Here is a 26,283-nt window from a genome sequence, read left to right on the forward strand (position 1 = left end):
AAAGTCGATTTACATTTTCATTAAATACGTAAAAATTAAATTACAAACATTAATCATAGTATCTAAAACAACTCAATAAAAAATTAATAAACAGAGAAACAATTGTTTATGATTTGTTTTTTAATTAATTTTAAGAGTTTATTAATCCTAACCAAACTACCCCCATGAAAAACTTTACTTCTGTTATACGATTGTCCTTAAGCCTTTTTTCTTCTTTATTATTAATCACAAGTTGTCAAAACAACACTGAGATAGAAGTTCAGGAATTGAGTCCGCTTTCAAACTACACCATGAAACCGATTCCGGGTCAATATGTTGTAGTTTTAAAAGAAAATGTATCCGGTAAATACAATACTCAAAAATACAGTGACAGGATTTTATCATTGAAAAAAGACTATCTGGCACGTTTTTCAACTATAAAACTAACTTCGGACAAAATAAAACAAACCTTTGGCTACACGATTAGCGGATTTGCAGCCCAATTAGACAAAGAGCAACTACTAAGCCTAAGACAAGATGATCGCGTTAAATCTATAGAACAAGATTATACGATAACTCTAAATCCTGAATTATCTATCTTAAAAGGAAAACCAGGAAGTGGCGGAGGTACAACTTATCCGGCAGAAGTAATTCCTTGGGGAATAACTCGTGTTGGCGGCGGACTTAGCGGAGCAGGAAAAACAGCCTGGATAATTGACACCGGAATAGATTTAACCCACCCGGATTTGAATGTAAACAAAACAGGACTTAATAAAAGCTTTCTGGGAGGAATTGATGCAAATAACCCAAATGATGGCAATGGACACGGCACACATGTAGCCGGAACTGTAGCCGCAATAGACAACGACATTCAAGTAGTAGGAGTTGCAGCAGGAGCTACGGTTGTAGCCGTACGTGTTTTAGACAGTCGTGGCAGCGGATCTTACTCAGGTGTTATTGCCGGAGTAGACTATGTTGGAGCAAATGGTAAAGACGGTGATGCCGCTAATATGAGTTTAGGAGGCCCTAAAGATTCAGCACTAAACGATGCAGTAACTAAAGCATCTGTAAAAGTTAAATTTGCCATAGCAGCAGGAAATGACAGCGCTAATGCTGATAATTATTCGCCTGCCAGTGTTAATGGCACAAACATTTACACTGTTTCAGCCATGGATAAAAACGATACTTTTGCTTATTTTTCTAACTATGGCCCTTCAGTAGATTTTTGCGCTCCCGGAGTATCCATTCTTTCTTTATGGAAAGGAGGCGGCATGAACACCATAAGCGGAACTTCTATGGCAACTCCACATGTATGCGGATTATTGTTATTAGGCCCTGTACACTCATCAGGAAATGTTTCAGGTGACCCTGATGGAACCCCTGATCCAATTGCTCATTATTAAATAAATAAAAGAAACTGGAAAAACAGAAAGTTTAAAAATGCTTCACTCCATCAACTGATTGAATTTTTCAATTAGAGCATTGCCTCTCGTGGTTTTCCCTGTCTTTTTTAAAGCATCTCCAAAACGGTAATAATAAATAGGCTCCAACTGCTCATTAGACAACACAAAGAGTTCTTCGTACCATTTAGCAGCTTTTTCCATTTGGCCTTTGAAATAATAATAATTGGCTACTTCTCTTGACATATAGGCAGATTTATAACCTTTTTCAAGCACTCTTTCATAAACATAAACCACATTAACCAAAATATAATCCAATTTTTCCTTTTGAGGCTCTTTCTTTTCAGGCAAAACTTTTAGATTAACAGGAGAAACAGAAACAGGCGAAGCTTTAGTTTCAACTAAAGCTTCGTTTTTTAAATCAGAAACAGGCTCTATTTTAATTATTTTACCAATAACCAGAGCTAGTACCCTTTGATCCAAAGGAGAATTTTCAGGTATTTCAATTTTCCCACTTTCAATTGAAATCGCTACAAGCTGGGTAGGTTCCCGATTTTTTTCCGTATTAATATTTGCGTTTTTAGTTTCTATATAATAACTCTTTTTCAAATAACTTTTATCCTTATAAAAAGGTGTAATTATTCTAACATTTTCAGGACCTAAATCAACTTTACTAATCAAACTCAAATCCGACACAGTATACCAGACATTAGTACCGCCAAACGCCATATTAATAATCTCTTCAACCTTATAATACAAAACACCTTTAGTTTCAATGGTACTATAAATTTTACGCATTTGTCCATAACCATAATAGCAATGATTAACACAAAAAATCACAAATAACACTATCACAATATTCTTCTTCATAACTCTCTTGTGAATGAAACATGCAGCATATTAATTTCTCTTGGAACAAATTGCTCATACAGCAAATATGAACTACATAAACTTATCTAAATCAAAAAAACACCTTTCTCGATTTATCAAAATTAATACTATAAATTTACGCAATTATAAACAGAATAAATAGGTCTCGCATTACTTATTAACCTAAAAATTTGGACAATAGTTCATCTCTAAACTATTCAAAAACACCCATAAAATCCAACTTTCTTATTTTTTTGGTTGTCGTAATATTACATAAAAATAATTCCCACCTAAAAAATGATCCGTTATAATTTATTTTGAAATTAAAAAAGATTTCCGAAAAACTTAAATCGAAAGCAAAACCTTATTGATTTTATTGTTTTCAAGCAAACATTCCAATAATTCCCAAACAAAACAAGCCAATTAACTAAAAACAATTAAAAATTCACAAAACACAAAGTAGTTTACATACTGTTACAAACACAACTTTATCAATCCTAAACAGAAATAAAAAAACTAACTCTCTAAAACACAAGCAGGCAAAATAAAAGCACAGCACAGTATTAATATAGTTTGGGTATCGTATATAATTGATAATATTAATTGACTACATGGTTTGATTTTTATACTTTTGCGTTCTTGTTACTAGCTTATTCAAAAAAGTTAGTATCACAAAACACAGAAATACACTAAAAAAATTAAAAAATGAGCAAGACATTATTTGACAAAGTATGGGATTCGCATGTTGTGCGTAAAATTGAAGACGGACCAGATGTGTTTTTTATTGATCGTCACTTCATTCACGAAGTTACAAGTCCAGTAGCTTTCTTGGGGCTTAAAACAAGAGGCGTATCAGTATTATATCCAGAACGTACTTTCGCAACTGCCGATCACAATACACCGACCATTAATCAACACTTGCCTGTTGAAGATGCTTTATCTGCAAATCAATTAAAAGCATTAGAAACTAATGCAGCAGAATACGGTATTTCACACTGGGGATTAGGTCATCAAAAAAATGGAATTGTACACGTAGTAGGTCCAGAAAACGGAATTACCTTACCAGGTGCTACAATCGTATGTGGAGATTCACATACTTCTACTCATGGTGCTTTTGGTGCTATCGCTTTTGGTATTGGTACATCTGAAGTAGAGATGGTGCTTTCTACTCAATGTATTATGCAACCAAAACCTAAAAAAATGCGTATCAACGTTAACGGAAAACTAAACAAAGGTGTTACTCCTAAAGACGTTGCATTATACATTATTTCTAAATTAACTACTTCTGGAGGAACAGGATATTTCGTAGAATATGCAGGAAATGTTTTTGAAGAAATGACTATGGAAGGTCGTATGACTGTTTGTAACCTTTCTATCGAAATGGGTGCTCGTGGTGGTATGATTGCTCCTGACCAAACAACTTTCGATTTCTTAGAAGGACGATTATATGCTCCAAAAGGAGAAGCTTGGACTAAGGCTGTAGAATATTGGAAAACTTTAAAAACAGATGCTGACGCAACATTTGATGCTGAATTAAACTTCAATGCGGAAGATATCGAGCCAATGATCACTTACGGAACAAACCCTGGAATGGGAATTGGTATCAGCCAACACATTCCTGCTGCAAGCGAAGTAGAAGGCGGTGAAGAAACGTATAAAAAATCATTAGCTTACATGGGCTTCAATGAAGATGACGTAATGATTGGAAAACCTATTGATTATGTTTTCTTAGGAAGTTGTACTAATGGTCGTATCGAAGACTTTAGAGCTTTTGCTGAAATTGTAAAAGGCCGTAAAAAAGCTGATAATGTTACAGCTTGGTTAGTTCCTGGTTCTCACGTTGTGGAAGCACAAATCAAAGAAGAAGGAATTTTAGACATCCTTACTGAAGCTGGTTTCGTATTACGTCAACCAGGATGTTCGGCTTGTTTAGCAATGAATGATGATAAAGTACCAGCTGGAAAATATGCAGTAAGTACCTCTAACAGAAACTTCGAAGGTCGTCAAGGTCCAGGTTCTAGAACATTATTAGCTTCTCCAATTATGGCAGCAGCAGCAGCAGTTACAGGAAAATTGACAGATCCAAGAGATTTATTGTAATTGAATAACAATTCAATAAAAGTTTCAAAAAAGAATTAAAAAAATAAAAAGATTTTAAATATTTATGATTTTAGCTCCCTTAATGGATAATATAAAATCTGAATTCTGAAATCTAAAAATCTAATAAAATGGCATACGATAAATTTAATATACTTACTAGTAGTGCAGTGCCACTACCTATTGAGAACGTAGATACTGATCAAATCATTCCTGCTCGTTTCTTGAAAGCTACAAAACGCGAAGGTTTTGGAGACAACCTTTTTAGAGACTGGAGATACAACGGAGACGGAACTCCAAAAGCAGATTTCGTATTAAACAACCCAACATACAGTGGAAAAATCCTTGTGGGTGGAAAAAACTTCGGTTCTGGTTCTTCTCGTGAGCACGCTGCTTGGGCTGTTTACGATTATGGATTCCGCGCTGTAGTTTCTTCTTTCTTTGCAGATATTTTCAAAGGAAACTGTTTAAACATTGGTGTTTTACCAGTACAGGTTTCTCCTGAATTTTCAGATAAAATCTTTGCTGCAATTGAAGCGGATCCGAATACGGAATTAGAAATCAACTTACCAGAGCAAACAATCACTTTAAAAGCGACAGGAGAAAAAGAATCTTTTGATATCAATGGATATAAGAAGAACAACATGTTAAATGGTTTTGATGATATCGACTATTTACAAAGTGTGAAAGAAGAAATCGTAAGTTTTGCTAGCAAGCTACCTTACTAAATAATACAATCATACTAAAACGCAGCTGCTAAAGCATTCCTCTGGAATTGTATTTAGCAGCTGCTTTTACCGTTTTATAAAACACATAACAAAATGATTTCTGTTTGATGAAATCAGAACTTTTTTAAGCATCAAAATTATAATGGGAAAGAGAAAAATTGAAATAATGGATACGACACTTCGTGATGGTGAACAAACCTCAGGAGTATCATTTTCTGCTGCAGAAAAACTAACCATTGCCCAATTATTATTAGAAGAGTTACATGTAGACCGTATCGAAATTGCTTCTGCTCGTGTTAGTGAAGGCGAATTTGAAGGTGTTAAGGGGATTATGACTTGGGCCGAAGCAAGAGGATATACCGATAAAATTGAAGTATTGACTTTTGTAGATAAAGGTCTTTCTATTGAATGGATGAAAAAAACGGGGGCAAAAGTTCAAAATCTGTTAACCAAAGGTTCCTTAAATCATCTTACTCATCAATTAAAAAAGACACCTGAACAGCATTTTACTGAAATAGCCGAAAGTATTGCTTTGGCCAATGAAAATGGGATTACAACCAATGTGTATTTAGAAGATTGGAGTAATGGTATGCGTAATTCAGCAGAATATGTTTACCAATATTTAGATTTCATCAGCACCCAACCCGTAAAAAGAATATTGCTTCCAGATACTTTGGGCGTACTTATCCCTTCGGAAACTTTCGAATATATTTCAGAAATCACTCAAAGATATCCCGGAATTCATTTTGATTTCCACGCACACAACGACTACGATTTAAGCGTTGCTAACGTAATGGAAGCCTTAAAAGCAGGTATTCACGGATTGCACGTGACCATAAACGGAATGGGAGAACGCGCCGGAAATGCGCCACTGGCCAGTACGATTGCAGTAATCAATGATTTCATGCCCGAAATCGAAATTGGTGTAAAAGAAACTTCTTTATACTCAGTTAGTAAATTAGTCGAAACCTTTACCGGTTACCGAATCCCAGCCAACAAGCCAATTGTAGGCGACAATGTTTTTACTCAAACAGCCGGTATTCACGCTGATGGGGACAATAAAAACAATTTATATTTCAACGATTTACTTCCGGAACGTTTTGGAAGAAAAAGAAAATACGCTTTAGGAAAAACTTCCGGAAAAGCTAATATTGAAAAAAACCTTCAGGAATTAGGTTTGCAATTAAATCAGGAAGATTTAAAATTGGTCACCCAAAGAATTATTGAATTGGGAGACAAAAAAGAAACAGTTACCAAAGAAGATCTGCCTTATATCATCTCTGACGTATTAGATAGTCATACCTATCAGGAAAAAGTTACCATAGAATCCTATTTGTTATCTCACGCCAAAGGAATGAGACCGTCAACCACTATTTGCTTAAAAATAGACGGACAAATCATTGAGGAACACGCACAAGGAGACGGTCAGTTTGATGCTTTTATGAATGCTTTGACAAAAATTTATAAAACCAAAAAAATGACTTTACCCAAACTTACTGATTACGCGGTAAGAATCCCTCCCGGAAGTAGTTCGGATGCTTTATGCGAAACCATTATCACCTGGGTAAACGACGGAAAAGAATTCAAAACAAGAGGATTGGATTCTGACCAAACCGTAGCTGCAATCATTGCAACTCAAAAAATGCTCAACGTAATAGCAGTTTAAATTAGAACAAAAACAATAAATTAATATAAATATAAAATAATGAAGTTAAATATCGCACTTTTAGCAGGGGACGGAATCGGACCAGAAGTAATTGATCAGGCAGTAAAAGTATCAGATGCAATTGCACAAAAATTTGGACATGAAATTACTTGGAAACCAGCTTTAACCGGTGCTGCTGCGATTGATGCAGTAGGAGAACCATATCCAGATGCCACTCACGAAGTTTGTAAAAATGCTGATGCAGTTTTATTTGGAGCAATTGGTCACCCTAAATATGATAACGATCCTTCTGCACCTGTAAGACCAGAACAAGGTTTATTAAAAATGCGTAAAGCATTGGGTTTATTTGCTAACGTAAGACCTACATTTACTTTCCCATCTTTATTAGATAAATCTCCATTAAAAAGAGAAAGAATTGAAGGAACTGACCTAGTTTTCTTAAGAGAATTAACTGGTGGTATTTACTTTGGTGAAAAAGGAAGAAGAGACGGTGGAGATACTGCTTATGATAACTGTGTTTACACAAGAGCTGAAGTACAACGTTTGGCTAAAAAAGGATTCGAATTAGCGATGACTCGTAGAAAAAAACTATGTTGTGTTGACAAAGCTAACGTACTTGAAACTTCACGTTTATGGAGAGAAACTGTTCAAGCTATGGAAAAAGACTATCCAGAAGTTGAGGTAAGTTATGAATTTGTGGATGCAGTTGCGATGCGTTTGGTTCAATGGCCTAATTCATACGACGTATTAATTACTGAAAACTTATTTGGAGATATCTTAACTGACGAAGCTTCTGTAATTTCAGGATCTATGGGATTAATGCCATCAGCATCTATGGGAGCAGAAGTATCTTTATTTGAACCAATACACGGTTCTTACCCACAAGCAACAGGTTTAAATATTGCTAACCCAATGGCTACTGTATTATCAGCTGCTATGATGTTTGAAAACTTCGGATTGATGGAAGAAGGAAAAGCAATGAGAGATGCTGTTAACAAAGCATTAGAAGCAGGTGTTGTTACTGAAGATTTAGCTAACGGTGGTAAAGCTTACGGAACTAAAGAAGTTGGAGATTGGTTAGCAGCTAATATCTAATACCTACCAATTACACATAAAAAAAGGAGACAATTTAACAACTGTCTCCTTTTTTATATCAAGAAAAATAATTTTAGTATCCTCCTCTGTTTCCACGGCTATCACCACCACGGTTGTTTCCATAACTTCCACGAGAATCATTTCTACGGTTGTTATTAAAACTTCTTCTTTCACCTTCTGGTTTTGGTTCTGATTTATTCACTACAATTGTACGACCTTGAACAGACGCTCCGTTCAATTCTTCAATTGCTTTTTGAGCATCAGCATCAACTGGCATCTCAACAAAACCAAACCCCTTACTTCTTCCAGTAAATTTATCAGTAATAATTTTAACAGAATCAACTGCTCCGTAAGCCTCAAAAGACTCTCTTAAATCTGCTTCCTCAATACTGAATGGAAGGCTTCCAACAAAAATGTTCATATATATTTATTTACAATAATTAGAACAAATGTAGTCTTATTTTTTTATAACACACTATAAATAAGCATATTTATATTCTTATTTATTTTTATATAGAGAAAAGAGAATATACTTAATTTACAGTAACAGGCACTTTATAAAAAACACCATATTGAAAATTTAATGTTGGCCCAGCCATTGGATTATCGAAAGTATTAACTAAATTACATTTAAATGTTCCTGAAATTGTTTTCCCAACAGCATCATATTCAGTAATTTCAAGCGCACCATTACCCACATTAAAACCCGAAGAAAATATAATTTTTTCTTTAGTAATTGGATCCGTATATTGATAATTTGCCGTTGTATTGGCATTTGTTCCTATAGTATAAACACCTACTGCCGTAGAACTATTTTCTATGGTCATTACCTCAGTAGCTGTATAGGCCTCAACAACCACCTTCCCACTTGAATATACTGTTGCACGAGTTTGAACAGCTTTCCAAAGGACATTATCTTTCATTCCTTGAAAGGCTGGATTGTTAAACTTAACATCCTCTTGACAAGAAAACAAAGAGAAAAATAAAACTAAAAAAAGGTAAAACTTTTTCATAAAATAAAATTTACAAACAAAAATAAACTATTCGAATTAAAATAACAGAAATGCTTAAAAAAAGAAACAAAAAAATCGCTAAATTATTACATATCAAAATACTAAAATTCTATTTGCTATATTAAAAAATAATGTATCTTTGCAGCCTTAATTAATCGAGGTCGTGTACCTCAAAATTTAATCATAAAGATTATGTCAGTAAAAATTAGATTACAAAGACACGGTAAAAAAGGAAAACCTTTTTACTGGGTTGTAGCAGCAGACGCTCGCTCAAAAAGAGATGGTAGATACTTAGAGAAAATCGGTACTTACAATCCAAACACTAACCCTGCAACTATCGACTTAAACCTTGATAGCGCTGTTAAATGGTTACACAATGGTGCTCAGCCAACTGACACTGCAAGAGCTATCCTTTCTTACAAAGGAGCTTTATTAAAACACCACCTTGATGGAGGAGTTCGTAAAGGAGCTTTGACACAAGAACAAGCTGACGCTAAATTAACTGAATGGTTAGAAGCTAAAGCTGGAAAAGTTAATGCTAAAAAAGATGGTTTAACAAAAGCGCAAGCTGATGCTAAAGCTAAAGCATTAAAAGCAGAACAAGAAGTAAACGCGAAACGTATCGCTGCTGCTGCTCAAGCTGAAGCTGATGCAATTGCTGCTGCTCAAGCAGAAGAAGCTGCTTCAACTGAAGAAGAGGCTCCAGCTGCTGAAGAAAACAACGAAGAAGCTCAAGCTTAATTTTAATAGCGAAATGCGTAAACAAGATTGTTTCTATTTAGGTAAAATCGCTAAAAAATTTAGTTACAAAGGAGAAGTCCTAATCTATCTAGACACCGACGAACCTGAGTTATACGAAAATTTGGAATCAGTGTTTGTTGACTACAACAAACACTTGGTTCCTTTTTTTATTGAAAGTAGTTCACTACATAAAAATGACTTCCTAAGGGTTCATTTTGAAGATATCAATACCGAAGCTGAGGCCGACAACCTCATAGGAAGTGAATTATACCTTCCATTAAGCATGTTACCAAAACTTAGTGGTAACAAATTTTACTTTCACGAAGTAATAGGTTTTGAAATTGAAGATAAAAGATTAGGCAATGTGGGAGAAATCCAATCCATTAACGATACAACCGCTCAGCCTCTATTTGAAGTCATAAAAGACGGCACCGAAATTTTAATCCCAATGATCGATCATTTCTTAGTAAAAGTAGATCGCGAAAACAAAAAAATCATCATGGATTTGCCTGAAGGATTGATTGAGATGTATCTTTAAAGGAAATTCCAAAAAAAAACTCAAATTCCAAATTCCAAAAATCGTAATAAAAATTACGTCAATTGATTATATTTGGGTTTAGATTGGAAATCGAGATTTAACACTTTATGGAAAACCATTTGATTTAGAAGAAAGAACTTTTTTATTTGATAAAGAATGTAGAATCTATATTCAAAAGCTACCAAAAACAATTTCAAATATTGAAGATGGAAAGCAACTAGTGAGATCCTCTGGTTCAGTTGGAGCTAATTACATCGAAGCAAACGAAAAACTTGGAGAAAAAGATTTGTCTTTTCGGTTAAAAATCACCAGAAAGGAAGCTAAAGAATCTAAATATTGGCTTCGTTTATTACAAGAATCAAATCCAGAATTAAAAGAAAATTCAGAAGCTTTATTATTTGAAATCGAATAATTAAGAAAAATTTTATCGGCAATAACAACTAAAATAAATTCCAATATTTAAATTCCGAATTTCAATAATTAGAATAGGAATTCGAATATTTTAATCTAAATTTGGATTTTCCCAATTCATTTGGAATTTGGAATTTAAAAAATCGGGATTTTACCTTATGTTTTCATTCAAAAAATTCTCTATAGAACAAGACCGTTGTGCTATGAAAGTAGGCACTGACGGTGTTTTACTAGGTGCTTGGACTCCTCTTGAAAACAATCCGTTTAGTATTTTGGATATTGGCACTGGAACCGGAATCATTGCATTGATGTTAGCCCAAAGAAGTCATGCCGAACAAATTGATGCTTTAGAAATTGACGAAGATGCCTACGAACAAGCAACAGACAATTTTGAAAACTCCCCTTGGAATGATCGCTTATTTTGTTTTCATGCCGCTTTAGAAGAATTTGTGGAAGAACCAGAAGACGAGTACGATATTATTGTTTCTAATCCTCCTTTTTTTAGTGAAGATTACAAATCTGACAACAGTAAACGAGACTTGGCACGTTTTCAAGACGCCATGCCATTTGAAGATTTAATTGAAGCAGCCGCTTTATTGCTTTCTGAAAATGGAATTTTCGCAGTAATCATTCCGTTCAAAGAAGAAGAAAAATTCTTGGCATTAGCCGATGAATATGAATTATACCCTTTAAAAATTACCCGCGTAAAAGGCACACCTACTTCTGAGATTAAACGCAGTTTATTGGCTTTCAGCCGAAATGAAAATTCTGAATTTCCTATTGACGAACTCATCATCGAAACTGCTCGCCAACAATACACTCCAGAATACATTGAACTGACGAAGGATTTTTATTTAAAAATGTAAATCATTCAAATCCAATTAGCCATCTTTATTTTAAGAGAATTTTAATTACTTTTTCATGCTTGATTAAAAATCCTTTGTGTAAATTTATAGTATAACTTTTGATTTTACATTAAAAAAGTTCCACCACTATAATACCAATGAGAAACCATGAAACCAGATCTATTTCAAGCACCAGACTATTACAACCTTGATGAACTTTTATTAGAGGAACATAAATTGGTTCGTGACGCTGCTCGCGAATGGGTCAAACGCGAAGTTTCTCCCATCATTGAGGACTATGCCCAAAAAGCCGAATTCCCTACACAAATTATAAAAGGATTAGCCGATATTGGTGCTTTTGGACCTTACATCCCACAAGAATATGGCGGCGCAGGATTAGACCAAATTTCGTATGGCTTGATCATGCAAGAAATAGAAAGAGGTGATTCAGGTGTACGTTCAACAGCATCTGTACAATCATCATTGGTTATGTATCCTATTTGGAAATACGGTAACGAAGAACAACGATTAAAATACTTACCTAAACTGGCTTCTGGAGAATGGATGGGCTGCTTTGGTTTAACCGAACCCAATCACGGCTCCGACCCTGGAGGAATGACTACCAATTTTAAAGACAAGGGTGACCATTATCTCTTAAATGGTGCTAAAATGTGGATTTCAAACGCCCCTTTTGCTGATATTGCTGTCGTATGGGCCAAAAACGAAGAAGGAAGAATTCATGGTTTAATTGTAGAACGTGGCATGGAAGGATTCTCCACTCCCGAAACCCATCACAAATGGTCATTACGCGCTTCGGCAACTGGTGAATTAATTTTTGACAACGTCAAAGTCCCTAAAGAAAACCTACTCCCTAACAAATCTGGATTGGGTGCGCCACTGGGTTGTTTGGATTCGGCTCGTTACGGAATTGCTTGGGGTGCCATTGGTGCGGCAATGGACTGTTATGATACCGCTTTGCGTTATGCCAAAGAAAGAATTCAATTTGGCAAACCCATAGCAGGCATGCAATTACAGCAAAAAAACTAGCCGAAATGATTACTGAAATCACCAAAGCACAATTCTTAACTTGGCGATTAAGCACCTTACGAAATGAAGGCAAGGCAACATCGGCGCAAATATCAATGGCTAAACGCAACAATGTCGACATGGCCATCAACATCGCACGTGAAGCAAGACAAATACTTGGTGCTATGGGAATCACTGGAGATTATTCTGTAATGAGACACATAATGAACCTGGAATCGGTCATTACTTATGAAGGAACCCATGATATCCATTTACTGATAACAGGAATGGACATCACGGGTATTTCAGCTTTTAAATAAGACAATGAGAAAAGACTCCATTAAACAAAAATTATTAAAAAAACTTAAAACCAAAAAAGGATTGAAATCGTAATTAACAAGAAGAAACAATTATTAAAGTATTGATAAAATTGATAGCAAATTTCACTGAAAACTTATAGCTTTTTTATCTTTACACAAAATTATTACACGATGAATATTCAGCATATTAATAAAAGTATTGAGACCCAAAAAAACGTATTACTCCAACATTCACTTTACAGCAAAGTAAAAACGATAGAGGATTTACACACCTTTCTAGAAAGCCATGTGTATGCTGTTTGGGACTTTATGTCTTTATTAAAAGCTTTACAAGAAAGACTAACATGCACTAGCACACCATGGTTTGCAACTAAAAATCCAGAAACAAGATATTTAATTAACGAAATTGTTTTAGCCGAGGAAAGTGATTTGGCGCTGGACGGAAGACATCAAAGTCATTACGAAATGTACATCGAAGCAATGGAGGCTTGTGGAGCAGATACAAGCAAAATCCAACATTTCTTAGAGCAAATACAATCTTTACAAAACATTTTTGTAGCAATAAAAAAAAGTGATTTACACCCCAACATTAAAGCATTTATAGACTTTACGTTCCGTGTTATTGAAGAAGGAAAACCGCATGAAATAGCTGCAGCCTTTACTTTTGGCCGTGAAGACTTAATCCCAAGCATGTTCTTTGCCATTTTAAAGAACTTTCAGGCTCAATTCCCAGAAACTGATTTAAGCAAATTAATCTACTACTTTGAAAGACACATTGAGCTAGATGCCGACGAACACGGACCTATGGCAATGCAAATGATTAATGAACTTTGCGAAAATGACGAACAAAAGTGGAAAGAAGTAGAAGAAGTATCGATTCTGGCCTTAGAAAAAAGAATCGAACTTTGGAATGCGATTGAAGAAATAATCTCCATGAAAGTAGAAATGGCTTAAAACACTAATCCATAACATCAAAAAAAACGTAACTACTAGAAATTGATTTTAACATGAAAAGAAAATTAAAAATAGTAGTTACGTTTTTGTTTATAGCAATCAGCATAGGTTGCAGTACCGAAAATGCATTGATAATATCCCCTACCACAAGTCCGCCAAAAGTAAATACATCTTTATCACTTGCTACACTAAACTACACTGTAAACTATCTGGCACTAGGCGATAGCTACACCATAGGACAAAGTGTATGCGAAACCTGTAAATTTCCTGAGCAACTAAAAGAATCCTTGAGAAACCTTAATCTACAAAACAAGTTTTCGCTAGAAGTTATTGCCCGAACAGGATGGACAACAAGCGAATTGATACAAGCTATCGATATCAACAAACCAGCCCCTAATTTTGATTTGGTTACACTATTAATTGGTGTCAACAACCAATATAGAGGTTTGAATTTTAGCATTTACGAAAAAGAATTTCCGCAACTTGTTTCCAAAGCAATTAGTATGGCCAAAGGTGATAAAAACAAATTAATGGTAGTTTCTATTCCAGATTATACTTACACTCCTTACGGGCAAAGCTTTGGTAATACCGAAAATATATCAAAAGAAATTGATCGTTACAATTCCTTTGCAAAAACTTATTGTGAATCAAATGAAATACTTTTCATCAATATTACAGATATAACTCGACAAGGCTTAAATAATACAAATTTAGTAGCCTCTGATGGCTTACATCCTTCTGATTATGCCTACAGATTATTTGTAGAACGAATTCTTCCTCGAGCGGTAACGATACTAAACAAATAAGGCTGCTTTTTCAATTAAAAACAGCCTTATTCATTATAATATATACACAAAATCGAATATTAACTCTCAGGAGCTAATTCTAATTCTAATCCTTCTAGATCTACAGTAATAGGAATTTGACAACCCAAACGACTATTCGATTTTACATAGAAAGCCTCAGAAAGCATCGCTTCTTCATCTTCTCCCATTTCTGGCAAAGCCACATCATTTAAAACATAACATTGACAAGAAGCACACATTGCCATTCCTCCACAAGTACCTTCCACAGGCAATTCGTAAGCTTTACAAAGTTCCATGATATTCATGGCCATATCTGTAGGAGCTTGTAACTCATGAACTACTCCTTCTCTATCCTTAATTTTAATTAAAACATCCATTATTTATTATTGGGAATTGATTGATTGAACAAAATAATTTGGGTAAATAATTTTTAGACAACCTATGCCTTACAAAACATTTACAACTGTTTCTATTTGTGGAGCAAACTTTTTAATTGTTGTTTCCACGCCAGCTTTAAGTGTCATTTGATTCACACTACAATTAGTACAAGCTCCTTCAAGACGCACCTTTACATGCTTATCATCTTCTATAGAAATAAGACTAATATTACCTCCATCGGACTCTAAAAAAGGTCTGATTTCAGCAAGTGCTTTTTGAACTTCAATTGTTAATTCTTCTGTTGTCATTTTCTTTACTTAAATTATTTTTTTACCGCTGAACAACCAGCCATAGTAGTAATTTTTATCGCTTCAGTAGCAGGTAAACTTTCATTTCTGCTAACGGTTTCTTCGACCACTTTACGTGTAATATTTTCAAAAACTGTTTCGATAATCGACCCTGTTTGCAAAGCTGCTGGACGACCATAATCTCCTGCTTCACGAATAGATTGAACAATTGGAACTTCCCCTAAAAATGGAACTGCTAAATCTTCTGCTAAATTTTTAGCGCCTTCTTGACCAAAAATATAGTATTTATTGTTAGGTAATTCTTCTGGAGTAAAATAAGCCATGTTTTCAATAATTCCTAACACAGGAACATTGATAGCTTCTGACATAAACATAGAAACTCCTTTTTTAGCATCAGCCAAAGCCACAGCCTGAGGTGTACTTACTACAACAGCACCGGTTACAGGCAATGATTGCATAATAGAAAGGTGGATATCTCCTGTACCAGGAGGCAAATCGATTAACATAAAATCCAATTCTCCCCAATCGGCATCAAAAATCATTTGGTTTAAAGCCTTAGAAGCCATAGGACCTCTCCAAATTACGGCTTGACTTGGCGAGGTAAAGAACCCAATGGAAAGCATTTTTACTTCATAGCTTTCAATAGGTTTCATTTTTGATTTTCCATCAACCGTAACCGAAATTGGTTTTTCATTTTCAACATCAAACATGATAGGCATTGATGGACCATAAATATCCGCATCTAAAACCCCTACACTGAAGCCCATTTTAGCTAATGAAACCGCTAAATTTGCTGTTACAGTAGATTTACCTACACCTCCTTTACCAGAAGCTACAGCAATAATATTTTTGATTCCTGGAATTGCTTTTCCTTTAATTTCTGGCTTTTCAGGAGCTTCAACTTTTATATTAACTTTAATCTTAGCTTCGGCAGAAACTTTCTCTAAAATTGTCTTTTTGATATCGTCTTCGGCACGTTTTTTAATATGCATGGCTGGAGTGTGTAAAACCAAATCAACCACTACCTCATCGCCAAAAGTAAGAACATTGGTAACTGCTCCACTTTCAACCATGTTTTTTCCTTCTCCTGCAATAGTAATTGTCTCTAAAGCCTTAAGAATTTCTTTTCTATCTAATTTCATTACTATATTTACTATTATTCAATTGCTATTTTCAGTTTAAAAAGCCAACGTTTATTTAAACTGATTTCAGATTGCAAAGATAATAGATTAAGTTCTTAATTTAAAGTATTTGAATTGTAATTATTAATACCGCTATCAGTTCTAACGATAAAGACTTATAATGTGATTTTTAGACTTTTAAAGCTTTAAAGTTCTTGCTGCGGATCCCAAAAGTATTTTTCGAAATCGACTATTTGATTATCGACTACTTGCAAGCCTTCATTCTCTAATAATTGCTGCATCAAATTGGTTCCATCGAAATGAAATTTACCCGTAAGCAAGCCTTTTCGATTGACTACTCTATGTGCAGGAACATCTTCCATTGTATGAGAAGCATTCATTGCCCAACCAACCATTCTTGAAGAACGAGCAGCTCCTAGATATTTAGCAATAGCCCCATAAGAAGTCACTCTTCCATAAGGAATTTGCCTAACTACCGTGTAGACTCTTTCAAAAAAATTAGCATTATCGGCATTCGACATAGTACTGTAAAATTAAATATTTCACTAATGCAAAATTATCCAACAAAAAAAGCTTTGTAATAATGTTGTAAAATATTAACCAAAGCCAAAATAGCGACTAGACCTGTAATACTTCCAATAATAACATTCATATTACGAAGAAGATAATCAGCCTTAGTTTCAATTTTTTGAAAAAAAGAATGTATAAATAGAAAACAAGAAACGAACCTATAACTGCTCCACTTACAAAAATTAAAATTGAAGTAAGATCAAAAGAAAAAAGAGCATACGATGACAAGGAAACACTGATAAAAACATAGTAGGGTATTGGGAAAAAATTCAATGCCGATAAAAACATCCCTAAAAAGAAACGTTTCTTGGTACTGTGTTTTTTCAACTTGGGTTTCTTTAGTTTAGGCGTTTTGGCTAACCAAAAAAAATAGACTGTTAAAGCCGTAAAAACCACAAAGCCAACTTCACGCAATAGCAAAACAATATCAGGTCTACTGTTGATAATTTGAGCAAACAAAACAGCGAGATAAACCTGTAGAAATATAACCACAACGGCACCTGAAACAAACCAAAAAGCATGACGCCTTCCGTCTTTCATATTTACTTTGGCCGCAGTCATATTTAACAAACCTGGAGGAATAATTCCTATAAAGGCAGAAATAAAACCAGATAACAAGGATACAATTATATTCATAAGCCTTACTTACAGGAATACCCAAAACATCTTATATCAGAAAGGCTTTAGTCTTTAATCTTAAAACGGATATAGGTGATTGCTTTATTAATTTCTAAATATTGTTTTTCGTAAAAAGTTTGAAAAGCAGTAACTTCCTCAGGACTACCTTCGTTCACATACACATTATGATTAGCATACAAAACCTCATGACCCTCTCCGTGCAACAATCCTAATGTATAACCGTGCATAAATTCGCTATCGGTTTTAAGATTGACTACTCCGTCTTTTTTAAGGATTTTTTTATACAATTGTAAAAACTGTGAATTAGTCATTCTGTGTTTGGTACGCTTGTATTTGATTTGTGGATCCGGGAAAGTAATCCAGATTTCGTCCACTTCATTTTCAGCAAAAATATGATTAATCAATTCGATTTGAGTACGAACAAAGGCTACATTACGCAAACCTGTTTCAACAGCTGTTTTTGCACCGCGCCAAAAACGGGCTCCTTTAATATCAATACCAATAAAGTTTTTGTTAGGATATCTTTCGGCTAAACCTACAGAATACTCCCCTTTTCCACAACCTAATTCCAATACGATAGGATTGTCATTTTTAAAGAAGTCCGTATTCCATTTCCCTTTTAAAGAAAATAAATCACCTACTACTTCTTCTCTAGTTGGTTGAAAAACATTATTGAATGTCTCGTTCTCTTTGAATCGTTTTAATTTATTTTTACTTCCCACTGTTTTTAAAATATTTGCGCAAAATTAAGCAAATAAATAAGACCTAGGACAAGCTTTTATAAATAAAAACTTGCCCTAGTTAATAATGTGGTTAGTTTAAAAACTTATTCAGCACACTCTATAGGAAATAGAGTTTCGTCGTGTTGTGACAAATCAAGCCCCATAATCTCAGCTTCTTCAGAAACACGCATTGGGATAATTTTGTCTGTAATTTTAAATAACAAATAAGCACCAAAGAAAGTATAAATAGAAACCAGCAATAAAGCGGTCATATGGTGACTAAAAACACCCCATCCACCGTGAAGCAAACTTGCATCCTCTCCATGAGCAAAAATAGCGGTTAAAATCATCCCCATGATCCCTCCTACACCATGACAAGCAAATACATCTAAGGTATCATCAATACCTTTTAAATATTTAGAGTACACAATTTTATTAGATACCAAAGCCGCTATAAATCCAAAAAACATACTCTCTGGAACCGATACATAACCTGCTGCAGGAGTAATAGAAACCAATCCTACCACTGCTCCAATACAAGCACCCAGAGCAGAAACTTTTCGACCATTAATTCGATCAAAGAAAATCCAAGTAAGCATAGCTGCAGCAGATGCTGTAGTAGTAGTCCCAAATGCCATTGCAGCAACACCATTAGCCTCCATTGATGAACCGGCATTGAAACCTATCCACCCAAACCAAAGCATACCTGTCCCTAATAAAACAAAAGGAATATTTGTAGGCACATGATTGCTGTTTTTTCTTTTACCTAAAACTAAAACCCCAGCCAAAGCTGCAAATCCAGCACTCATATGTACTACAGTTCCTCCTGCAAAATCTTTTACACCAAAGAAAGACCCTAAAATCCCTGTTGGGTACCAAACTGCATGACACAAAGGAGAATAGATAAAAATACTAAACAAACAAATGAATAATAAGTAGGAAATAAAGCGAACACGTTCAGCAAAAGAACCTGTAATAATAGCTGGTGCTATGATTGCAAATTTCATTTGGAATAAAGAAAAAAGCATGAAAGGCACCGTACTAGCAATCAACTTATGAGGTAACACACCTACGTAATCTAAAAACACAAAAGTTGTTGGATCACCTACAAAACTATAGAATCCATCTCCTATATGAATCCCTAACGGCTCTCCAAAGGCCAAACTAAAGCCTACAACAACCCAAATTAGAGTAACTACACCCATGCAAATAAAACTTTGCAGCATCGTAGAAATCACATTTTTCTTTCCTACCATACCGCCGTAAAAAAAGGCCAAACCAGGCGTCATAATAAGTACCAAACAACAAGAAGTAAGCATCCAAGCAACATCGGCAGGTACGATTTGTTCGATTGTCCCAAATTGGGAATGTACAGCCTCAGGTTCTAAGGGTACTTGCCAAAAAAGTCCCGAAATACAAACAATACTAATTACAACAAAAGAAATGATCCAACGCTTCTCAATTTTCATATTTTCTTAGTTTAACCCATTAATTTATGGGGGCAAATTTAAAAATAATTTACATTTCAAACACTTGACCATATAAAATAAGGAACTCTACAACAAAAACCCCATTTTGAACTTTTTAAAAATAATTTCGTTAAAAAAAATTAGCTCTTTCAAAGAATATAACATTTTTATAAGCCAAATTCTAGCACACTCACATTTGAATTCGTAATAAAAAAACAGCTATTATGTAAAACAATCCGAAAAAATTGTAATTTACTATTCCATAAATTCATCTTACTTTGTTTAAAACATTTGGATTAAACTTAAAACCGTTCGTATGAAAAAAATAATCCTTTCCTCCAGCCTTATTATAATTGCAATCTTATCATTATTTTTTTCGTGCAAAAACAAAAATGATGAAAATCCAATTGCACAAAAAGAACCTATTGCCGAAGCAACCCAAAAAACCTTCGACAGTACCGCAATCAATACTTTTTTCAAAAATTATTCGCTACTAAAAAAATACGAGAAGGACGTTAAGAAATTATACCAAAAACATCAATACCACTATGTTTGGTATGACGATAACAACATTAATGAATTTGCCTATCTTTTGTATGACAAAATAAACAACATAGACGAGGAAGGCCTAAAAATTAGTATCCCCTATAAAGAAAAGCTAAATGAAATTAGAAACAACTTAGAAAAAGACACAAATCCAAATACCGAAATAGAGCTTTTCCATTCGGCCATGTACTTTTTTTATGCACAAAATGTTTATCACGGATTAGATTCTGAAAAATCGACCGAAACAGGTTGGCATATACCAAGAAAAAAACTTTCTTACGTTAGCTATTTGGATTCCCTTTTGACCAATCCTACACTCATTAACAAAGAAGAAAAAAACTTATTGGACAATATTTTCTACTTAAAAAAGCATTGCAAAAATACCGTCAAATTGAAAAAAAGGAGGTTGGAACAGCATTACAATAGATACAGCAGTTAGCAACTACAAAATTGGAGATAGCGCCAAAACCATTGCCGAAATAAGAAGCCGTTTATACCTATCTGAAGATCTTAAATCAAATTCTAAAAGTGCGATTTACGACGAAGAATTAGCCCAAGGCGTTTTGCATTACAAACAAAGACATGGCATGCTTTCAGGAAGCACCATCACAAAGGCATTTATTCAAGATTTAAATATACCTATTAGCGAACGAATTAAAACCATAATTGTCAACATGGAACGCTGTCGATGGGTTTCTAGTGACATACCAAAATCTAAAGAATTAATCGCTATCAATATTCCATCATTTCAACTTTCGTATTTCAAAAACCAAGAAGTGGTTCTACGTTCAAAAGTAGTGGTGGGTAAAACCATGAATAAAACGATCATCTTTAGTGCTCCAATGAAATACATTGTTTTTAGCCCTTACTGGAATGTTCCAAATAGCATTTTAAAAAATGAAATTCTACCAGGAATAGCCAAAAATCCAAATTACTTAGCCGAACACGACATGGAATGGAAAGGCAATAGTGTTAGACAAAGACCAGGACCTAAGAACTCATTAGGTCTAATTAAATTCTTATTCCCTAATTCTAATGATATCTATCTTCATGACACTCCCTCGAAAAGTTTATTTGAAACAGAGAGCCGAGCCTTTAGTCATGGTTGTATTCGAGTAGCAAAACCAAAGGAATTAGCAATGGAAATCCTTAAAGACGACCCAAAATGGACTGCTGAAAAAATTGAAGAAGCCATGCATAACGGTAAAGAAACTTGGCATACACTTACCAACAAAATCCCAGTGTACATTGGTTATTTTACTGCATCGGTAGATAACGACGGAACCATTCACTTTTATAATGACATCTACAAAAGAGATGATTTATTAGCGCATTTATTATTTAATCAATAAAGCAACAATTTGCAATAAAAAAAGGCAGTTACAAATTTGTGTAACTGCCTTTTTTGTATGCTTTACTTATGGCACATTAATGTTCTTTTTGTTTTTCAAAAGTAGTTTTCAATGCTTTTTTCACTTTTTCTAGTGCTCCTCTAAAAGCTTTTTCATTTGTATCATCATGTTCCGTTACAGCTAAAGGAGCTAATTTAGCCGGACGTACCTCAATCAAGCAACGCTTATCTTTGATGCCCATTTTTGCACTATTTTCTTGTCCAAAATGTACTTCAACGCGAGTTATTTTTTCTTCAAAACGAGCTAATGCCGTTTCTATTTCAGTAGCAAAATAAGCTTCTGCTCTTTGGTGTCCCTCAATATGTTTGTCGGTATTAAATTGAATTTTCATGGTTTGATCGATTAAATATTATTCCTCTAATTTAATAAACCACACAATAAAAAACGAATGTATTAGTAAAAATTTGTGACAAACATTGAAAAAAACTAGGGCTAGTTTGCATTCAACAATGGAGTAACTCCCATATTAAACAAAGTAAAAGCCTGAATATCTACGTTTTCCTGAATCGTTGCCGCCAATGATTTTCCAGCACCATGACCCGCTTTTACATCAATACGGATTAAAGCTGGATTATCCCCTGTTTGTTTCGCTTGCAATTCGGCTGCAAATTTAAAACTATGCGCTGGAACCACTCTATCGTCATGATCACCTGTTGTAATCATTGTGGCTGGATATTGCACTCCTTTCTTGATATTATGCAAAGGCGAGTAAGCTTTAAGATACTCAAACATTGCTTTGTTATCCTGCGCTGTTCCGTAATCGTAAGCCCAACCAGCACCAGCGGTAAAAGTATGGTAACGCAACAAATCCAAAACCCCAACTGCAGGCAAAGCTACCTTAGCCAAATCAGGACGTTGTGTCATTACTGCACCTACTAACAAACCACCATTAGAACCGCCACGAATGGCTAAGAAGTTCGAAGAAGTATATTTTTTAGCTATCAAATATTCACCGGCAGCAATGAAATCATCAAAAACATTTTGCTTTTGCATTTTTGTACCCGCATCATGCCATTCTTTACCATACTCGCCACCTCCACGCAAATTAGCAACAGCATACACACCTCCATTTTCCATCCATACCGCATTAGAAACACTAAAATTAGGTGTCAAACTAATATTGAATCCACCGTAACCGTATAAAATAGTTGGATTTTTACCGTTTAATTCCAATCCTTTTTTGTGGGTTATAATCATAGGAACTTTGGTTCCATCTTTAGAGGTATAAAAAACTTGCTTCGACTCATAGTCTTCAGAACTAAATTGACATTTGGATTTTTGATATACATTTGACAATCCTGAATTGGGATTAAAAGCATAAATGGTCGCAGGGGTAACATAATTTGTAAAGGTAAAATAGACGATTTTATCTTTTTGTTTTCCGCTAAAACCATCTGCGGTACCTACACCTGGAAGCTGCACTTCACGAATCAATTTTCCAGAATAATCATACTGTTTTACTAATGAAACCGCATCTTTCATATAATTAGCAAAAATAAATCCGCTACAAGTACTTGGTTCTAAAACATTCGTACTTTCTGGAATTAAATTTTGCCAATTGGCAACCGATGGTTTGCTTACATCGATAACAATAATTCTTTTATTTGGCGCCAGATAATCGGTTACCACAAACAATTTAGAACCTTCATTCACCAATATATTGTAATCATTTTTAAAATCGCTTACAATTGAAACAATAGGATTGTTGGGTTGCGACAAATCTTTTACATACAACTCATTTCCATAAGTAGAATTAGCCGCCGAAATAATCAAATAACGATCGTCTTGTGTAACCGTCCCTCCTACATATCTTCTTTTTTGGCTTTCGCCAAAGATTACCTTATCTTCTTTTTGAGATGTACCCAGTTTATGAAAATACAATTTGTGTTGGTCCGTCTTAGCCGACAATTCACTCCCTTTTGGTTTATCATAACTCGAATAATAAAAACCTTTATTACCTTGCCAAGACAAACTAGTAAATTTAACATCCACTAATGTATCCTCAATTACCTTCCCACTTAAAGCATCCATAATGATTACTTTTTCGCCAATCACTTCCCCTTCGGAAATGGAATAAGCCAACTTTGAACCATCTTTAGAAAAGGAAATTTCTCCCAAAGAAGTTGTTCCATCTTTTGAAAAAGTATTAGGATCTAGAAAGAGCGATTCATTTCCATTCGCATCTTTACGATACAAAACCGATTGATTTTGCAAACCGTTATTTTTAAAATAATAGGTAAAATTACCTTCGGTAAATGGAGCGCCTGTTTTTTCATAATTCCATAACTGCTCCATTCGCGCTTTTAGCTGGTTACGAAATGGAATTTGCTCTAAAAACGCATTGGTTACTTTATTTTGCGCTACCACCCAAGCAGCCGTTTCTTCTGAACGGTCATCTTCTAGCCAACGATAAGGATCGTTTACTTGAGTACCAAAATAGGTATCAATCGTTTTATCGCTTCGGGTTTCAGGATACACAATTGATTTCTGTCCGAAGGAAAAGGCTCCTTTTGTTATCATCATTATAAAAACAAGCTTAAGTTTCATATTGTATTTTTTCATATTCACAAATGTAACAAAACAATCAATTGCAGATTCTAAATTATTTTTTCAGCCACAAATCTCTATACATTCTATCCTTATCATACGTATCGGCTTGGTTTTCTATATTAAATAATCGTTTTGATCTGGAATCATTTCCCACTCCAGCTAAATAAGCCCAGTTGCCCCAATTACTACATGCATCATAATCAATTAACTGGGATTCAAAATAAGCTGCCCCAATACGCCAATCAAAATTGAGTTCGTTGCAAAAATAACTTGCTACATTTTGTCGCCCTCTGTTACTCATAAATCCCGTTTTCTTCAATTCGAGCATATTCGCATTGATAAAATCCGAAGCCGTAGTTCCATTAATCCAATCTAAAAACAGAGCTTCATTAAAAGCTTTTGGTTGATCGGCTCGTTCTTTTAGACCTGAAAGTCTGTAAAATTTATTTTGTTGCTTTTTGAACTGAAAACGGAAAAAATCCCGCCACAATAATTCAAAAACCAACCAATAAGTAGATTCATTTGCCCCATTTTGCAATTCATATTTTTTTATTTCTTTGTAAATGGTTCGCGGCGAAATACAACCCAAAGCTAACCAAGGCGAAAACTTAGAAGAATAATCCCCTCCTACCATTTCATTCCTTTTTTCTTTATACACAGACAGTTGTTTGGATTCAAAAAAATAATATTGTAGCCTTTTCAAAGCTTCGGTTTCTCCGCCTTTAAACGGAAGCACTACACGTGAATCCATAGCTTGATACTCCAAACCCAACTCTTTTAGTGTGGGCAATTGCAATTCGGGAATTTCAGGCGATGGGATAGCAATTGGTTTTTCAAATGCATTCCTAATCGTTGCATCTAATTCTGTCTTTCTTCTAAAACTCGTAAACAAATCAGGAATAGTTTTAATCGAAAAAGGCAAATCTTCGGGATGATATAAGGTACTTGTACTAAAGGTTTCTAGTTCGCATCGGATTTTAAAAAGAGCCTCTCGAAGCAAACTTTCGGTTTGCTTTTCTTCGATGGTGACTTCTTTTTTTGCAAAAACCTTTTGTGCTTTGTATTCTTGTACAATTTTTGGAATTTCAACCTCAGCTTTTCCTTTAACCACCACTAAACCAGAACCTAATTGACGCAAATTACGATCTAAATCCTGTAAGGATTCCAGTAAAAACTGTGCTCTAAAACTACCTGTTTTTTGAAAACCATAGGTGGTTTTTTGAAAATGAGACTCCTCAAAACAATACACCGCTATTACTTTTTCGCTTTTTGCAATCGCTTTCAATACTGTCTCATTATCAACTAAACGTAAATCTGTTTTAAACCATACAATAGCTGTTTTCATAAATCCTCTATATTTTGTAAATAGTAATTTGCTTGTTCTAACAATGCTGCTTTATCCGATGATTTCATTTTCCGCCAAAGATTATACATCATCCCAATACGTGGATTGGAACTTAATTTAGCCTCCTGTTTATCGTAAAAATTCCAATATAAACTATTGAAGGGGCATGCTTTTTCACCTGTTTTGAGTTGCTTTTTATAAAAACAACTTCCACAGTAATGGCTCATTTTGTCAATGTAAGCAGCAGAACTCACATAAGGTTTTGTACCTACAATTCCTCCATCGGCAAACTGACTCATCCCACGCGTATTTGTAATTTCAACCCATTCGATGGCATCAATATAAATCCCTAAATACCAACCATCCACTTCATCAGGATGTATGCCTGCTAAAAGCGCAAAATTTCCCGTTACCATCAAGCGTTGTATGTGATGAGCATAAGCATATTCCAAAGATTGATGAATGACTTGTTTCAAACAATTCATCTTCGTGTTTCCGTTCCAAAACCATTGCGGCAATTTCGCCTGATGTGAAAAATAATTCATCGAAGCAAATTCAGGCATTTGAGCCCAATAAATGCCACGCATATACTCTCGCCAACCAATTATTTGCCTCACAAATCCTTCCAACTGATTATACTCAATTACTTCGGGTCTTCGATACCATTCTTGAATAGCACTGTCAATTACTTCCTGTGGCGATAGCATTTTTAC

The 26,283-nt window shown here is 34.8% G+C and carries 27 protein-coding genes and 1 pseudogene; 14 read left to right on the plus strand and 14 right to left on the minus strand.

Features of this window, described 5'->3' with window-relative positions; translation table 11 throughout:
* Positions 1–164 precede the first annotated feature (164 nt).
* Positions 165–1,382, plus strand: a complete 1,218-nt coding sequence (locus P5P90_RS08100; protein WP_278034232.1) for a S8 family serine peptidase — start codon at positions 165–167, stop codon at positions 1,380–1,382.
* Between the two features lie 42 nt (positions 1,383–1,424).
* Here P5P90_RS08100 and P5P90_RS08105 read toward each other — a convergent pair whose 3' ends face one another.
* A complete protein-coding gene (locus P5P90_RS08105) occupies positions 1,425–2,249 on the minus strand; it encodes a tetratricopeptide repeat protein (RefSeq protein ID WP_278034233.1) in 825 nt (274 codons plus the stop codon).
* 705 nt (positions 2,250–2,954) lie between these two features.
* On the opposite strand from P5P90_RS08105, the gene leuC reads away from it, so the two are divergent.
* The 4 genes from leuC (at position 2,955) to leuB (ending at position 7,835) form a co-directional block, all read left to right on the plus strand.
* Positions 2,955–4,349: a 3-isopropylmalate dehydratase large subunit gene (gene leuC, locus P5P90_RS08110; RefSeq protein WP_278034234.1), complete on the plus strand. Its 1,395-nt coding sequence runs from the start codon at positions 2,955–2,957 to the stop codon at positions 4,347–4,349.
* 128 nt (positions 4,350–4,477) lie between these two features.
* Complete coding sequence (gene leuD / locus P5P90_RS08115) at positions 4,478–5,074, plus strand: 3-isopropylmalate dehydratase small subunit (protein ID WP_278034235.1); 597 nt, start codon at positions 4,478–4,480, stop codon at positions 5,072–5,074.
* Between the two features lie 142 nt (positions 5,075–5,216).
* Entirely contained in the window at positions 5,217–6,740 is a 1,524-nt protein-coding gene (locus tag P5P90_RS08120; protein ID WP_278034236.1) for an alpha-isopropylmalate synthase regulatory domain-containing protein, read from the plus strand.
* Between the two features lie 39 nt (positions 6,741–6,779).
* Positions 6,780–7,835 (plus strand): 3-isopropylmalate dehydrogenase, encoded by a 1,056-nt coding sequence (gene leuB, locus P5P90_RS08125; RefSeq protein WP_278034237.1) that lies wholly within the window; start codon positions 6,780–6,782, stop codon positions 7,833–7,835.
* 73 nt (positions 7,836–7,908) lie between these two features.
* Here the strand turns inward: leuB and P5P90_RS08130 are convergent, their stop codons facing one another.
* Both P5P90_RS08130 and P5P90_RS08135 read right to left on the minus strand, forming a co-directional pair.
* Positions 7,909–8,256 (minus strand): RNA recognition motif domain-containing protein, encoded by a 348-nt coding sequence (locus P5P90_RS08130; protein WP_278034238.1) that lies wholly within the window; start codon positions 8,254–8,256, stop codon positions 7,909–7,911.
* Between the two features lie 112 nt (positions 8,257–8,368).
* On the minus strand, positions 8,369–8,848 hold the full coding sequence (locus P5P90_RS08135) for a DUF6252 domain-containing protein (RefSeq protein WP_278034239.1): 480 nt from the start codon (positions 8,846–8,848) through the stop codon (positions 8,369–8,371).
* 192 nt (positions 8,849–9,040) lie between these two features.
* Here P5P90_RS08135 and P5P90_RS08140 point away from each other — a divergent pair, with 192 nt between their 5' ends.
* From P5P90_RS08140 to P5P90_RS08170, 7 genes and pseudogenes are all read left to right on the plus strand, one after another.
* Complete coding sequence (locus tag P5P90_RS08140) at positions 9,041–9,589, plus strand: 30S ribosomal protein S16 (RefSeq protein ID WP_278034240.1); 549 nt, start codon at positions 9,041–9,043, stop codon at positions 9,587–9,589.
* 13 nt (positions 9,590–9,602) lie between these two features.
* Complete coding sequence (gene rimM / locus P5P90_RS08145; RefSeq protein WP_278034241.1) at positions 9,603–10,127, plus strand: ribosome maturation factor RimM; 525 nt, start codon at positions 9,603–9,605, stop codon at positions 10,125–10,127.
* 82 nt (positions 10,128–10,209) lie between these two features.
* Positions 10,210–10,539 (plus strand): four helix bundle protein, encoded by a 330-nt coding sequence (locus tag P5P90_RS08150; protein ID WP_278036497.1) that lies wholly within the window; start codon positions 10,210–10,212, stop codon positions 10,537–10,539.
* A gap of 157 nt (positions 10,540–10,696) precedes the next feature.
* Positions 10,697–11,404, plus strand: a complete 708-nt coding sequence (locus P5P90_RS08155; protein ID WP_278034242.1) for a tRNA1(Val) (adenine(37)-N6)-methyltransferase — start codon at positions 10,697–10,699, stop codon at positions 11,402–11,404.
* Between the two features lie 147 nt (positions 11,405–11,551).
* Positions 11,552–12,729: pseudogene (locus P5P90_RS08160) on the plus strand (acyl-CoA dehydrogenase family protein).
* Positions 12,730–12,900: 171 nt separating this feature from the next.
* The gene (locus tag P5P90_RS08165; protein ID WP_278034243.1) at positions 12,901–13,683 is read left to right on the plus strand and encodes a DUF3050 domain-containing protein; all 783 of its coding nucleotides are present in this window, start codon (positions 12,901–12,903) and stop codon (positions 13,681–13,683) included.
* 53 nt (positions 13,684–13,736) lie between these two features.
* The gene (locus tag P5P90_RS08170; RefSeq protein WP_278034244.1) at positions 13,737–14,489 is read left to right on the plus strand and encodes an SGNH/GDSL hydrolase family protein; all 753 of its coding nucleotides are present in this window, start codon (positions 13,737–13,739) and stop codon (positions 14,487–14,489) included.
* A 59-nt stretch (positions 14,490–14,548) separates the two neighbouring features.
* Here P5P90_RS08170 and P5P90_RS08175 read toward each other — a convergent pair whose 3' ends face one another.
* From P5P90_RS08175 to P5P90_RS08205, 7 genes are all read right to left on the minus strand, one after another.
* Positions 14,549–14,866: a 2Fe-2S iron-sulfur cluster-binding family protein gene (locus P5P90_RS08175; RefSeq protein ID WP_026712464.1), complete on the minus strand. Its 318-nt coding sequence runs from the start codon at positions 14,864–14,866 to the stop codon at positions 14,549–14,551.
* Positions 14,867–14,935: 69 nt separating this feature from the next.
* Positions 14,936–15,175 (minus strand): NifU family protein, encoded by a 240-nt coding sequence (locus P5P90_RS08180; protein WP_278034245.1) that lies wholly within the window; start codon positions 15,173–15,175, stop codon positions 14,936–14,938.
* Between the two features lie 14 nt (positions 15,176–15,189).
* Positions 15,190–16,317, minus strand: coding sequence for an Mrp/NBP35 family ATP-binding protein (locus P5P90_RS08185; RefSeq protein ID WP_278034246.1), 1,128 nt, complete (start codon positions 16,315–16,317; stop codon positions 15,190–15,192).
* A 185-nt stretch (positions 16,318–16,502) separates the two neighbouring features.
* The gene (locus P5P90_RS08190) at positions 16,503–16,838 is read right to left on the minus strand and encodes an MGMT family protein (RefSeq protein WP_278034247.1); all 336 of its coding nucleotides are present in this window, start codon (positions 16,836–16,838) and stop codon (positions 16,503–16,505) included.
* Between the two features lie 127 nt (positions 16,839–16,965).
* The gene (locus P5P90_RS08195; RefSeq protein ID WP_340696386.1) at positions 16,966–17,523 is read right to left on the minus strand and encodes a LysE family transporter; all 558 of its coding nucleotides are present in this window, start codon (positions 17,521–17,523) and stop codon (positions 16,966–16,968) included.
* Between the two features lie 47 nt (positions 17,524–17,570).
* Positions 17,571–18,248 (minus strand): tRNA (guanosine(46)-N7)-methyltransferase TrmB, encoded by a 678-nt coding sequence (gene trmB, locus P5P90_RS08200; protein WP_278034248.1) that lies wholly within the window; start codon positions 18,246–18,248, stop codon positions 17,571–17,573.
* Between the two features lie 104 nt (positions 18,249–18,352).
* A complete protein-coding gene (locus P5P90_RS08205; protein ID WP_278034249.1) occupies positions 18,353–19,717 on the minus strand; it encodes an ammonium transporter in 1,365 nt (454 codons plus the stop codon).
* A 316-nt stretch (positions 19,718–20,033) separates the two neighbouring features.
* Between P5P90_RS08205 and P5P90_RS08210 the strand changes: the two genes are divergently transcribed.
* Positions 20,034–20,702, plus strand: a complete 669-nt coding sequence (locus P5P90_RS08210; protein ID WP_278034250.1) for a L,D-transpeptidase scaffold domain-containing protein — start codon at positions 20,034–20,036, stop codon at positions 20,700–20,702.
* A 148-nt stretch (positions 20,703–20,850) separates the two neighbouring features.
* Positions 20,851–21,615 carry a L,D-transpeptidase family protein gene (locus P5P90_RS08215; RefSeq protein ID WP_278034251.1) on the plus strand — a complete coding sequence of 255 codons (765 nt, stop codon included), beginning with the start codon at positions 20,851–20,853 and terminating at the stop codon, positions 21,613–21,615.
* Between the two features lie 76 nt (positions 21,616–21,691).
* On the opposite strand, the gene P5P90_RS08220 is transcribed toward P5P90_RS08215, so the two are convergent.
* The 4 genes from P5P90_RS08220 to P5P90_RS14175 all read right to left on the minus strand — a co-directional run bounded on the left by P5P90_RS08220 (position 21,692) and on the right by P5P90_RS14175 (position 26,277).
* Positions 21,692–22,006 (minus strand): HPF/RaiA family ribosome-associated protein, encoded by a 315-nt coding sequence (locus P5P90_RS08220; protein WP_278034252.1) that lies wholly within the window; start codon positions 22,004–22,006, stop codon positions 21,692–21,694.
* A gap of 101 nt (positions 22,007–22,107) precedes the next feature.
* A complete protein-coding gene (locus tag P5P90_RS08225) occupies positions 22,108–24,237 on the minus strand; it encodes a prolyl oligopeptidase family serine peptidase (RefSeq protein WP_422851705.1) in 2,130 nt (709 codons plus the stop codon).
* Positions 24,238–24,277: 40 nt separating this feature from the next.
* Positions 24,278–25,570, minus strand: a complete 1,293-nt coding sequence (locus P5P90_RS08230) for a DASH family cryptochrome (protein ID WP_278034254.1) — start codon at positions 25,568–25,570, stop codon at positions 24,278–24,280.
* Positions 25,567–26,277, minus strand: coding sequence for a cryptochrome/photolyase family protein (locus P5P90_RS14175; RefSeq protein WP_340696387.1), 711 nt, complete (start codon positions 26,275–26,277; stop codon positions 25,567–25,569). Before P5P90_RS14175 ends, P5P90_RS08230 begins: the two co-directional genes overlap by 4 nt.
* Positions 26,278–26,283 lie beyond the last annotated feature (6 nt).

It is taken from the genome of Flavobacterium nitratireducens (assembly GCF_029625335.1).
Lineage (GTDB): Bacteria > Bacteroidota > Bacteroidia > Flavobacteriales > Flavobacteriaceae > Flavobacterium > Flavobacterium nitratireducens.